The 13,547-nt window shown below is 41.9% G+C and carries 10 protein-coding genes; 4 read left to right on the top strand and 6 right to left on the bottom strand.

Translation table 11 applies throughout. The features are described from left to right. Window positions 1–137 precede the first annotated feature (137 nt). A complete protein-coding gene (locus AC1XUE_RS03130) occupies window positions 138–770 on the top strand; it encodes a hypothetical protein (RefSeq protein ID WP_483354471.1) in 633 nt (210 codons plus the stop codon). A gap of 257 nt (window positions 771–1,027) precedes the next feature. Next, window positions 1,028–1,648: a DUF6134 family protein gene (locus tag AC1XUE_RS03125; protein ID WP_483354470.1), complete on the top strand. Its 621-nt coding sequence runs from the start codon at window positions 1,028–1,030 to the stop codon at window positions 1,646–1,648. A gap of 5 nt (window positions 1,649–1,653) precedes the next feature. On the opposite strand, the gene AC1XUE_RS03120 is transcribed toward AC1XUE_RS03125, so the two are convergent. From AC1XUE_RS03120 to AC1XUE_RS03095, 6 genes are all read right to left on the bottom strand, one after another. Continuing rightward, on the bottom strand, window positions 1,654–2,781 hold the full coding sequence (locus tag AC1XUE_RS03120) for an efflux RND transporter periplasmic adaptor subunit (protein WP_483354469.1): 1,128 nt from the start codon (window positions 2,779–2,781) through the stop codon (window positions 1,654–1,656). Window positions 2,782–2,803: 22 nt separating this feature from the next. After that, a complete protein-coding gene (locus AC1XUE_RS03115; RefSeq protein ID WP_483354468.1) occupies window positions 2,804–6,064 on the bottom strand; it encodes an efflux RND transporter permease subunit in 3,261 nt (1,086 codons plus the stop codon). 60 nt (window positions 6,065–6,124) lie between these two features. Beyond that, window positions 6,125–7,513 (bottom strand): TolC family protein, encoded by a 1,389-nt coding sequence (locus tag AC1XUE_RS03110; RefSeq protein ID WP_483354467.1) that lies wholly within the window; start codon window positions 7,511–7,513, stop codon window positions 6,125–6,127. Between the two features lie 301 nt (window positions 7,514–7,814). Then, the gene (locus AC1XUE_RS03105) at window positions 7,815–8,237 is read right to left on the bottom strand and encodes a hypothetical protein (protein ID WP_483354466.1); all 423 of its coding nucleotides are present in this window, start codon (window positions 8,235–8,237) and stop codon (window positions 7,815–7,817) included. Window positions 8,238–8,636: 399 nt separating this feature from the next. Further along, window positions 8,637–9,518 (bottom strand): bestrophin family protein, encoded by an 882-nt coding sequence (locus tag AC1XUE_RS03100; RefSeq protein ID WP_483354465.1) that lies wholly within the window; start codon window positions 9,516–9,518, stop codon window positions 8,637–8,639. Further along, window positions 9,515–10,102, bottom strand: a complete 588-nt coding sequence (locus AC1XUE_RS03095; protein ID WP_483354464.1) for a 3'-5' exonuclease — start codon at window positions 10,100–10,102, stop codon at window positions 9,515–9,517. Before AC1XUE_RS03095 ends, AC1XUE_RS03100 begins: the two co-directional genes overlap by 4 nt. Window positions 10,103–10,229: 127 nt before the next feature. Between AC1XUE_RS03095 and nspC the strand changes: the two genes are divergently transcribed. Then, the gene (gene nspC / locus AC1XUE_RS03090) at window positions 10,230–11,387 is read left to right on the top strand and encodes a carboxynorspermidine decarboxylase (RefSeq protein ID WP_483354463.1); all 1,158 of its coding nucleotides are present in this window, start codon (window positions 10,230–10,232) and stop codon (window positions 11,385–11,387) included. A gap of 419 nt (window positions 11,388–11,806) precedes the next feature. Beyond that, window positions 11,807–13,453, top strand: coding sequence for a CTP synthase (locus AC1XUE_RS03085; protein ID WP_483354462.1), 1,647 nt, complete (start codon window positions 11,807–11,809; stop codon window positions 13,451–13,453). Window positions 13,454–13,547: the final 94 nt, after the last annotated feature.

The raw sequence follows: 13,547 nt of genomic DNA, 5'->3' as shown, positions 1-13,547 counted from the left end.
TTAAATGGGACATTTTTTGCGATAACTACAGTTATGCTACGCAAAACTGGTCTGATCGGACCAGCTATTCCAATATTTTTCTTTTGAGAATAGGGGGATGGGCTTGATAGATTGTCAAGGTTTCAAACAATCAATTTATGAAAAATCAGATCTATAAAGTTCTTGTTATCGCCATGGTTGCGATCAGCATTTCTGCCCAAGCCCAGCAAAATGAAACCATTTTCCAGAAGTCACCTATTCGCCGTTCAAGTGGGTATGCAGCTATATCAAACAAATTCACGACGATCAACGGAAATTTTGCCAACATGGTAGGGATTTACGGAGGATGGTTTATCAACCGGCAATTTATGATTGGCATAGGCGGAGCTACCACCACTAACTTCATTCCCGCCCCATGGAATGTAAATCAGTTTCCCGGATCCAGAATGACCTATCAGCATGGACAGTTTGGTTTAATGACAGAATACGTGTTTGCATCCACTAAAAAAGTCCATTTCGCCGCAAATCTTCTAACCGGCGCGGGTTTTACAACCCAGTATGACAAAAATGACTGGGATGATTGGGATTGGGACGATTTTGACGAGCGTGATCCGAACTTTTTCTTTTTGATGGAGCCAGGTGTACAGGTGGAATTCAATCTTCTCAAATGGATGCGTTTCAGCCCCGGAATATCTTACCGCAAAGCTTTCGGGAGCAGTAGAAACGGACTGTCAGATTCAGACCTAAGCAGTCTTTCATACAACCTGACTTTGAAATTCGGAGCATTTTAGTAATTCCTTACCTCTTTTAATTATTTATTAGCCATGTATGCCTGTTCCAAAGTATGGGGCAGGCAAATTTTTTAACAATCGGGTTGAAATGTAGGTATCTGTTGGTCACAGCAAGTAGAAAAGCGCGGAATTTCCCTTGCCCCATTATTCATAATGCATAAATTTTTATTGGTTTTGAGTAATTTGAAAATCTGTTGTGCGGGAACAGAAATTGTAACAATACAAGATGGTTCCAGTATACTTTATCAAATCAACTTATGATCAGGCTCTTCATTCTCTTTTTTATATTCAATGCGCATGCTTCATTTGAGGATGCCGAAGCCCAAAATAATGTGTACGACGTAATTGTGGCAGGAAGAACAATCGGTTCGTTGAAAGTATTCGACAATGAAGAGGGAAGCGAAAAAGATGTTCACCGGATTGAATCAACTTTTAAAGTTCTCTTTTATTCGGGGAAGTATTCTACACAAGCCAGCTTTGAAGATGGTAAACTGGTCAATGCTGTTTCAGCTCATCACGTGAATGGAGATCTTAAAGAGCGCACGCAAACAAAGAGTATAAATAAATCTGCCTATTCAGTTTCCTTTTCCGGTGATGACGGAGACAAGAAAAAAGGCAAGGAATTCAATGAGCCTATTTTGAACACGGTGACTAGTCTCTATTATAAAGAACCGGTTAAAATAGCAGAAGTATATTCGGAAAGATACGGCCAGATGTGTAATGTGAAGAAGTTGTCGGATGGAAGCTATGGAGTTTCCCTGCCTGATGGCAAGCAGGGAGTATACACCTATAAAAATGGTATATGTCAGGAAGTAAAAACTGATCTGGCAGGATTCAAGTTACGCATTGTGCTCAATCAGAATAAAACATCACTTTAATTAGTTTAAAGTGATGCAGTTTTCAGGTTCTTTATCGCTGTGTGGTTTCGTACTTCTTCAGAAACAGTTTTAATTAATATATCCCCCTCTTTAACATCACCGAAAATTTCAGTCTTCCCATCTGCGCTGGCTCCTTCGCGAATGCTGACCCAGTTTGTTTTGTTATCTTCAACCCGAATGACAAATGTGCCTAATGTAGAATGAAGTATCGAAGACTTGGGGACCGCATAAGACTCCTTCCCACGGCTAAGGGGAATTGATACTTCTGCTATCATTCCCGGCAGCAGATGTCTGTTATCGTTAAGTACATCCATCTCTACACGCTGCGAGCGTAAACGGGTATCCAGTGCGCCCGACATGCGCGAGACCTTAGCAGGGAATTTCTGACCGGGAAGCGCCTTCACGCTGAAGTTTACCTCACTTTGCTTGTTTAAATAACTATTGTATGCCTCCGGCACACTTACAACCAGCCTCAGTTTACGCTGTTCGGCTAATGTGAATAAGGGAAATTCAGAACCTTTTCCGGAAGGACCTACATAGGCACCTGTACTGACATTTCTTGTAGTGATGATGCCGCTGAATGGTGCTCTTATTTCCAGGTAGTTGCGCGTATCGCTAATTTCCTTAGTGACAGATCTGGCAGCTTCAAGTTGCGCAAGATCAGAGTTTTGTTTGGCCAATGCCAGATCCAGCTCATTCTGAGATATCGTTCCGGGTGTTCTGCTGGTTTCCAGAAGGCGGTCATAATTTGCTTTACTTGCCATATAAATAGCCTCCTGAGACTTGAGTCTTGACATGCTGCTTGCATACTGAGAGGATAACTCAGGAGCCTCCATAGTAGCCAGAAGCTGTCCTTCCTTTACTTCTGAACCTACGTCAACATAAAGCTTCTTAACAAAACTGCTCACCTTTGCATATAAATCTACATGCTGGAATGCGATAAGTTCGCCTGGAACCTGCAAAGAACTAGCAATAGCGCCTTTCTGTAGTAAAAATCCCTCAGTGACTTTTTCTGCAACAGGTGCTTTCTTTTCCTTGGTGTCTTCTTTTGCATTACCCGATCCGCATCCCTGAGCCAACGCCAACAGGCATATTCCCATCAGGGCAGTGTTTAATGTTGATGTATGTTTCATATTTCTTTTTTCGATTAGCAGGTTACTTTTTTGCGGGTATATAAAACTGGCTCTCTTCATCCTCAGGATCCAGCGAAACGCTTTTTGTTGACGCTTTTTCCTGTCCCCAGGCAAATGCAAGCGGCAGAATGAATAAGGCAGCAAATGTCGACGCGATTAGTCCGCCTACAACAGCACGGCCAAGTGGGGACGACTGATCGCCAGCTTCGCCTAAACCACTTGCCATAGGGATCATTCCAACTACCATGGCCACCGCAGTCATCAGAATAGGACGTAAGCGCAGCGAAGCGGATTCCTTAGCGGCATTGACCGCATTACCTCCAAATCGTCGTAAATCTTCTGCATTCGTTACCAGTAGCACCGCATTGGAAATGGAAACACCGACTGACATAATGATACCCATGTAGGACTGCAGATTTAATGTGGATCCGGTTAGCATCAATAGAGCAAGAGAACCCAGTATGACGGCAGGTACGGTAGCCAGCACAATAGCCGAAACTTTGAACGACTGAAAATTCGCTGCAAGCATCAGGAATATAACGATGATGGCAACAATAAGGCCGTTTTGCAAGCTTTCAAGTGTATCGGTTAAAGTTTGGCTCATCCCAATCAATTCCACGCTCAATCCCCGTGGTAGCTCACCAAGTGACGCAATAGCCGACTGTACATCTGCTTGAGCGACGCCAAGATCCTGATTATTCAGGTTAGCAGTCACAGTCAAAATAGGCAAAGATCCCAGGTTATCATTTTCTCCGTATGTTGAATCCGGCGTAATGGTAGCGACGTCATGCAGAATCGGTCTTGATGCATTTTTAAGTAAAGGAATTTCTCCTATATCATTAATGCTCGACATTTTGCTTTCAGGCACCTGAACCTGGACAGCGTAGCTGAACCCACCTTTTTCGTCTACCCAAATATTTTTATCTGTATAGCGGGAGGATGAGGTAGAAGCTACCAACGACCTCGAAATATCGTTCATATCCACCCCGAGCTGGGCCGCACGGATTCTGTCTACTTCAATGTTGATAGAAGGATATTTGTTGCTCTGTCCCAATTGTACATCGCGTAAGTAGGAAATTTCTGTAAGTTTAGAGATCACTTTTTTTGCATATTCCTCGTTCAGTGATTTGTTCCTTCCTGACATTCTTACTTCGATTGGAGTGGGGGACCCCTGACTCAATATTTTGTCTGTCAATTCAATAGGTTCGAAGGATAATTTCAGACCGGGAATCGTTTCGCCAACGCGCTTCCGGATCTGCTCCTTCACATCGTCCAGATTCAGATGTACACCTTCTTCCAGTGCTACCTGTACTACCGCTTCCTGCGGGCCGGCCATCCAGAGATAAATCGGACTGATAGAGAATAAACCCGGGTGCTGACCTACGTAAGCGGAAGTTACAGACACATTCTCTTCACCTACCACTTCCTTGATAAGGTCAATGGTTTTTAAGGTTTTCTGTTCAGTTTGCTCTATTCTGGTCCCTTCTTCAGCGCGTAAGCGCACCTGAAACTGCCCTCCATTTACTTTGGGGAGTACATCTTTTCCTATTCTGGTAAGCATAAATCCTGCAATTGCAGTTGTCACTATCAGATAGGTAATCACAACCGGACGACGGTAGGGCATCATGCGATTGATAAATCTGTTGAACCTGTTTCTGATCCTTTCAAAAAATCCTATTTTGCCGTTGTTGTCTAAATCTTGCTTGTGGGCAAGGTGCTCTTTCAGTTCAGCACTGTTTGTAGTTAATTTGGCAGAGGCAAACTCTTCCGCATCAGTCATATCTGTTCCATCTGCATTCTTGTGATGTTTTACCTTCATGATCCAGTTTGCCATAACTGGTACGAAAGTCTGAGCCAGGAAATAGGATACAATCATGCTGAACCCGATAGCAAGTGCCAGTGGCAGGAACAGAGAGCCTGGAATTCCGCCCATGGTAAAGGCTGGAGCAAAGACAGCAAGTATACAGAAGAGAATCAGTAGCTTAGGAAAGGCAATTTCCTGACAGGCATCCCATATGGCAAGGGCTTTGGGCTTACCCATGTCGAAATGCTGGTGTATATTTTCGATTGTTACAGTACTTTCATCTACCAAAATACCTATAGCCAGTGCCAGACCGCTAAGTGTCATGATGTTGATGGTCTGACCGAAAAGATTGAGAAACAGTACTCCGGAAATAATTGATGCAGGAATTGTCAGGACAACGATAAGTGCTCCTCTGGCATCGCCTAAAAACAGTAATACCATTAATCCTGTGAGGACCGCACCGATAGCACCTTCATGAAATAAACTCATTACTGAATTCATCACATACACCGATTGATCAAATTCATAGCTGATGTGTACATCCTCCGGCAAAGTGCTCTGAATTTTAGGTAGTGCATTTTTCAGGTTCTGCACCACTTCCCAGGTAGATGCGTCTGCACCTTTTGCAATACTGAGGTAAACAGATCTTTTACCGTTCACGAGTCCATAACCAGAGGTGATATCGGCAGCATCTTCTACCGTAGCTACGTCACGTAGATAAAGATTTTGCACACTTCCTTTGAACAGAGGAATGTTTTCAAAGTCCTTCACTGTACGTACGGTGGTATTAGTAGGAGTGATGTAATTTTTATCACCTATACGTACGTTTCCGGAAGGGGCAGTCTGGTTATTGAGTTTGATTGCTTCTACCAGCTGATCCGTGGTCATATTGTGAGACCTGAGCAGTTCAGGATCTGCTTTAACCACGATCGTTCTTTGATTGCCTCCAAACGGCGGAGCAGAAACGAGCCCGGGAATTTGTGTAAATGAAGATCGAACGTAAACGTTGGCAAGATCCAGCAATTCATTGTTAGACCGTGTTTCACTGGACAGTACCAGCTGCCCAACCGGTAGTGTAGAAGCATCAAACCTGATGATGAAAGGCGGATTGGATCCTGGTGGAAATATCGCCTGAAGTCTGTTCGTGAATGCACTAAGTTCTGCCGATGCCTGAGCCATATTTGTACCCGGATAAAAGCTCAGTTTCATCAAGGTAAGTCCTTGTGTATTCTTCGTCTCGATGGTTTTGATCCCATTGACATACAGCAGGATATTAACATATTGTTTGCCGAAAAACGTTTCCATCTGATTAGGTGTATATCCACCAAATGGGTGAGCGATGTACATGACCGGCAAATCAAGTTTTGGGAAGATATCCACCTTGATTGATCGCACCGCATTAATACCAAAAAACAACAAACCAGCCACAATTACGATAATGGTGATGGGTTTGCGGAGTGCGAAACGTATTAAATCCATTGAGTTATATTGATTAAAGGAATAGGCTTATCATGCTGCTATCACCATTGTATGTGATATTTACTGATTCACAAAGGTTGACAGATCTCCCGAAGCAGCGGCTTTAAGAAGGAATGCCTGCCATACATTTATATAAGCGACGTCTCGGCTCGTTTCAGCACGGTTTAAAAGATACAGGGCCTGTGTGATATCTACGATATTACTTAATCCATTTCTATACAGAACACTTTTTTGCAGGTAGGCGTCCGATGCTGACTTAACTTGTATGGGTGCTTCGGTGAAATTAGATATGGCATTTTGAATCTTGTTCTCTGCAAGCATCAGCTGATTTTTGAGCTGATTGTCAATCATATCATATTCCTCCTTGTAGGCTTGAGAGATAAATTTTTGCGAAGATACCTGCTGTTTTATGCGAAGTATGTTCGTAACGTTCCATGTAGCCCCTACACCGATCAGATAGTTGGCTCTGACTGGCTTGATCCCCTCAAGATAGTTTTGAGTGTAGGCATGTTGATTGACTGCGTAACTCGCAGAAAATCCCGCTCCCCGACCTTGAAACACGCCGAACATAGATAAAGTGGGGAGTCCAAGAGTATGAAAATATTTTGCCTGCTGATCACTGAAAGCTATGCGGCTGTTATAATATTGGAGTAAGGGATGCGTGCCGATCTTTGACGGATCTGGTGATACACTCGGAATAGCCTTCACAAAAGCTGAATCAAGCGCAAACTCTTGCTCGGTGATGCCCATCAGCTGGGCAAGCCTGGCTGCCAGTTCTTGCTCCTGATCATGTGCCTGCGTAAGCGAAATCTTGGCATTGGATATTTCGGCATTGGCAAAGGACGAATCTACTCCGGGAACAAGACCATTTTTGGATTTGGCAGCAACTACATTTTTGATTGCTACCGCTCTCTCCAGATTATTTTCCCAGGATCGTATCAATCTTTGAGCTGCCAGCAGGTTCAGGTAGGCTCCAGCCACGCGTACACCATGTTGAAACAATTCCTGATTCACGTCGCTCTGATCTCTGGAAATTGCAGTATCAGCTACTCTGATTTTTTCCCGCGCGCGACCGAATGCATAAAAGTCCCAGTTCACATTGGTAAGATACAAAGCTCCAAATGCTGAATTCCAGTTCTGATCGGGAAGGGGTAAACCTGACGATGCCACTGCAAGACCCATTCCATACAAAGGGCCATTTTGTCCGTTAATGGTTCCAAAATCCTGCTGGAGTGAAAAGTTGACATTAGGCAGGTAATCCTTTCTGGCCTGTGTCGCTGATGCGCGTGAGGCATTGACAATATACGATTTGGCTTTAATGGTTCCGTAGCTGTTCTGCCCGGTACGGATTGCTTCTCCGATACTTAAAGTCTGGCCGCTGCCCGTGCGCGAAAGAAGAAAAAAGAAAATGTGCAAGGCTAAAAGTCTGGCTATGCCCTGTTTGTACATATTTTGAAATAATTACTGAATTGAGAAATAATAACTGTGAAATGGTTAAATGCTGCTTAATCTGTATGCTTTTAACCAGTCTACAGTGGATTGTATGGTTACACAAAAATAGAAATGGAACCTTTGTTAATCTATATATTTTTCAAACAAATCATTACAAATTTCATGCACCTTACCTTTGTTGGATATTCCTAAGAACTTGCTGTGTTTGAGGAATATATGTGTAAATGATTATTCAAAATCGGGCACAAAAAAACCGGCACAATGGTGTGCCGGTTCGATACATATTACCTGAGACTTCCTAGTCTACTGTAGGAAGCGTCGTGCTGTCTTTCGGATTGTAGTAATCTGCCAATTCAGTGTTGGGCCTTACAGCCGTGTTTCCAGCCGGCGTTTTGTAGTTACGCGGAGAAACCAATGGGTTAATATCAACACCTTCCTTTTGATAGGTTTTTGTTACTACAAGACTGGCAGGGCGTGGTGCATACTTTGGAGTAGTACTCACGTTTGTTCCTCTGTTTTGTCTTTTATAATAGTTCTCTACGGTATTCATATTGGCTACCCTTATGGTTTTCTCTTCCTGAGCTGCCTTGGCTTTCGCTGCTTTGTTCGGGTGCTTGTAATTATATACTGAGACGCCTGGATCTACAATTGACTGTGCATTTACTGCAATTGTTCCAAAAACGGCTAATATGATTGCTGAGACAAATTTTGATTTTATCATGATCTAAAAGTCTATTTTTGAACATATTTATTAAATCCTTTTTAAGGGACATATGCAATAAACAACTTTTTGTCAGACCACCAAAATGTCCTAATTTCCTTCTAATTGTTATATTTTATCAGATACGTTAAAATTTTAGCGTCGTTACGTTAAAATTTCTTCCAATTTGTAAAATTAGGTTTGATATAGCCTCATATTTTATGAATTTTCAGAAAAACCCTCATTTTTGGGCTGTAAATGAGGGTTTGAAGAAAATTTAAATTCTAATAAATTCCTTCTGTATTCTAATGATATGCTAATAATTGAAAACATAGATGTATGTTCCGAGCCTCTTTGAGTATTGTACTGGATTAAAGATTCGGCACGATATCATATGAGCTAAATAGAACGAATGCAACATCAGTTCAGTAAGGCGTGAGATGTTGTTCTGATGCCACCACATATCCTTTCTACCGGCAGGTCATTCGAATCGTCTCCGAATGGATCTTCAATCTCTTCTGCAATTACTTCTAAACTTGCCAGTATATAAAATACAAACATGACGAATGGTATGATCAGAAAGTGCAGAACGAAAACATACCCGATAGGCAACGTAATACAGTAAGCGAAAATGAACTTCTTGATGTACGAACTGTAGGAGAGGGGAATAGGTGTATTCTTGATACGTTCGCATGCACCACAAATATTGGTAAGTGATTCCAGTTCATGATTTAACAATAAAACCTCTTCCGGCAACAGCAGTCCGCGTCTCTGCAATTCAATGGTTTTCGCAAAGATGAGAGCAGCGATTTGGTTGGGTATGTGTTCTTTCACATCCAGGCCTTCTGCTGTCACCCAGTCAGCATCTTCGAATTCTGCAGAAACATATTTTCCTCTGAGATGATTTTTCATCGAATAGGCAAAATTTGGAACCATATGCTTGTAGAAATTTCTTTCCGCAGTATATTCCCTTGGAATAAGGCCACTTATTTTTAAACACAGATTCCGGCTGCAGTTCACAAGGCTTCCCCATTGCTTTCGTCCTTCCCACCATCGGTCATAAGCTGTATTAGTGCGAAATACGAGCAGTAATGACAATACAAACCCCAGCAGCGAATGCATGATTGAGATATTTTTCAGATCACTGTTGTCGCTTAGATTTAGATATACTAAAATAAAATAGGCCAGCGCACTGGAATACACGCCGATTGTGATGATCATAGGAAGCAACTTCCTGGTGGTATCTGCTTTCTGAAAATAGAAAATGTACCTGAACCACTCCTTAGGATTGTAATCGATCATACCAGTTTTACCTGATCAATAAGTTTGAAAAACTCTTTAAAGCATTTCGCAGTGAGTTGGGCGTCTTCCAGTGCATTATGTGTGTCTTCTTCCCGGTCAAAGCCGAAATAAGAAGATACCGATCCCAGGCTGAGTGAGCGCGGAACCTGTTTCCCATTTTTTTCCAGAATCTGAAAAAAGAGGTAGGATACGGTGTGCAGATCAAGCATCTTATTAGAGAAGCCCCACTTCATTTTTTCATTCTGGTATGAATACCTCAGAAAATTAATGTCGTTGATTACACTTTGTCCGCATATGATCACATTGGACAAATTAGGCTTTCCGGAATTAAGCTTCTTAATCCACTTTTCGAACTCCGGTAAAACGTCATAAATCATTGGAGCATCTTCCAGATCATCCATCGACAATCCATGTATTTCCTCAGATCTGGATGAGAAGGCTTCTTCATTTTCAGGGTATACATTCTGCAGATACGTACCGCGGGACTGCCACTGATCGTCAAAAAATTCCGCTCCGATCTGAATGATTTCATTCCAGCCAGGCTCTGGTCCTGTCATTTCTACATCCAGCACTAAAAACGCCATCCGATTATGAATATGTTATAAAATGAAAATGAATTGATATTATCGAACCTCAAAGCTCTACTTTTGTTGTAAAAGTAAAGAAACAAAGTCTTTTGCTGTTGACTCATTAATCTATTTATTTTTGAAAATGTCATTTGATTATAACCAAATCCCATCTCCCTGTTTTGTCTTGCAAGAGCAGCTATTACGAAGCAATCTGGAATTAATTGATTCTGTGCAGAAACAGGCGGGATGCACAATCATTCTTGCACTAAAAGGTTTCTCCATGTATAGTGCATTTCCTATTGTAAAGGAATATCTGAGAGGTGCTACAGCCAGCTCGTTGAATGAAGTGAAGCTGATTAATGATTTTATGGGTTACAAGGCACACACTTATATGCCTGCTTACCTGGATCAGGAGTTTTCCGAGATATTAGAGAGGAGTAGTCACATCACATTTAACTCTGTGAGTCAATGGGGACGTTTTAAAGATCGGGTGGAAGATTTCAAAAGACAACATCCATCTCATTCACTTTCCTGTGGAATCCGTGTTAATCCACAGTACTCAGAAGTAGCCACCGACATGTATAACCCCTGTGTGCCCGGCTCGCGTTTAGGGGTTACGAGGGATAAAATGCCGGATGTTCTTCCGGAAGGAGTGGAAGGAATTCACTTTCATACCTTATGTGAAAACGGCTCGGATACTTTGGAACGTACCCTTGCTGCATTGGAAGATAGGTTTGGAGATTTGTTGTACCAGGCTAAATGGCTGAATATGGGTGGAGGTCACTTGATGACACGCGAAGGATACGACATTGAAAAGCTCATTGTTTTGGTGAAAGCGATTCGCGAAAAATATGATATTGATGTAATTCTTGAACCGGGATCAGCTATTGCCTGGAGAACGGGTGAACTTGTAACAACGGTGCTGGACGTCATGGATAGCCAGGGCATACAGGTTGCAATTTTGGATACGTCATTTGCTGCACATATGCCAGATACATTGGAAATGCCATATAAACCCGTAATTATAAACGCGTATCAGGAACCGGTGGCAGATATGCCCACTTACCGACTGGGAGGGATGACCTGTCTTGCCGGAGACTATATGGGCGATTATTCTTTTAAGGAGCCACTACAGATCGGTGACAGACTTATTTTTGAAGACATGATCCATTATACGATGGTCAAAACAACCACTTTTAACGGTGTTAACTTACCTTCCATTGGTATGGTTGCATTAAATGGCGATTTTAAATTGATCCGCACCTATGGGTATGAGAGTTTCAAAGACCGTCTATCTTAGGAATAGGTTGTACCTAGAGAAGAATTTAGGCTAGAGGTGCTTAATAGCTGCCTGGAAAACACGGCGTTGTTAGCTGGGCGGCTGCTTTATTATACTGAGTTTAAAAATTTGTAGCAAATCTTTTAGAAACGGAATAATACAAAAATGAAATTTGCCGATTCTATATCTGAAAGTTAATTTTCGTTCCTATTTTGAAATAACCAGGCTCTTTTTAGTCGTAAGGGATAGCATTTATGTTCTATCGGCTGGTATTAAATCAATACATCTTCTGCTTTTAAAAAATTATTTTGTGCCTTAACAGTGTAGATTAACAATTCATTAACGTCATCTGCGTAAATATTTCGTGAAGGCAGCTTAAAAATCTACCATTTTTTGCTGTACCTTTGTATCCCGTAATCATAGAAAAAAAGCAAAGTCTTATGGCTTCCAAAGCACGAAAGACCGCTAAGTACATTTTCGTTACGGGCGGTGTCACATCCTCATTAGGCAAAGGAATAATTGCCTCCTCATTGGCTAAATTGCTGCAAGCCAGAGGTCTATCAGTCACAATACAGAAGTTTGATCCATATCTGAATATTGATCCGGGTACAATGAATCCTTATGAGCATGGTGAATGCTATGTAACGGATGATGGTGCTGAGACGGATCTTGACCTTGGTCACTACGAGCGTTTTCTCAATGTTCGCACTTCACAGGCTAATAATGTTACGACAGGACGGATTTACCACAATGTAATCACTGCGGAAAGAAGAGGGGACTTCCTTGGAAAGACGGTACAGGTGGTTCCTCACATTACCGATGAGCTTAAAAGAAACATGCTCCTGCTCGGGCAGACTGGTGATTATGATATTGTCATCACTGAAATAGGAGGTTGTGTTGGTGATATTGAATCTCTTCCGTTTCTTGAAGCAGTACGTCAGGTCAAATTTGAGATGAATGAAAAGGATACGCTTATCATTCATCTCACGCTCATTCCATATCTGAATTCAGCAGGAGAATTAAAAACTAAGCCAACACAGCACTCAGTAAGAATGTTGCAGGAGGCTGGTATTCAACCGGATATCCTGGTTTGTCGTACGGAACATCCATTGCCGTATGACATCCGTAAGAAAATTGCATTGTTCTGTAACGTGCAGATCAATTCGGTGATTGAAGCCATGGACGCTGATACTATTTACGCAGTGCCTCTTTTGATGTTAAAAGAAAGACTGGATCAGCGTGCTTTATATATGCTTGATATATATAATGATAAAGACCTGGATCTGGATTCATGGAAAACATTCCTTTCCAGGCTGAAAAATCCACTGGATTCGATAACGGTTGGTCTTGTTGGTAAATATGTTGAGCTGCACGATGCATATAAATCCATTGTTGAATCTTTCATACATGCAGGTGCTGCAAATGAATGCAAGGTGAATATTAAATGGATACACTCAGAGAGCCTCACGGAAGAAAATGTAATCGAAAAGCTGTCTGGATTGGATGGAGTGCTTGTTGCACCAGGTTTTGGGGAAAGAGGTATTGACGGTAAGATAGCAGCCATTCAGCATGTTCGTGAAAGTAAAATCCCGTTCTTCGGTATCTGTTTGGGTATGCAAATGGCGGTGATTGAATTCGCAAGAAACGTAATCGGCTGGGATACAGCACACTCTATTGAGATGGATGCAGCGACTGAATTTCCAGTCATTCACCTGATGGAAGACCAGAAAGACGTTTCTAACAAAGGAGGAACTATGCGTTTGGGATCATATCCATGTAAAATCAAGAAAGATTCACTTGCGAATCGTATTTACGGTAAAGTAAATATCAAAGAAAGGCATCGTCACCGTTATGAATTTAACAATGCCTACCTTAAGAACTTCGAAGAAAAAGGACTGTTAGCGACTGGCATTAATCCGGAAAATAACCTGGTGGAAATGGTTGAACTACCGGAACATCCGTTCTTTATGGGTGTGCAGTTTCACCCTGAACTGAAGAGTACAGTAATGAACCCACATCCGCTTTTCGTAAATTTCATTAAAGCGGCGCTGGTTTATTCTCAAAATAAGAGATCTGTAATTTCCTGAATGGCGGAGTAATCCGCTGTTTTTAAACGTGCAGTCGGGAAAAACTTCTTACCTTTGCGCTCCCAAACAGGGTTTACTTTTTCAATAATTTAAA

Source organism: Dyadobacter sp. HNCC25DJ187, assembly GCF_056895255.1.
This window is presented reverse-complemented; position numbering and strand designations above follow the sequence as displayed.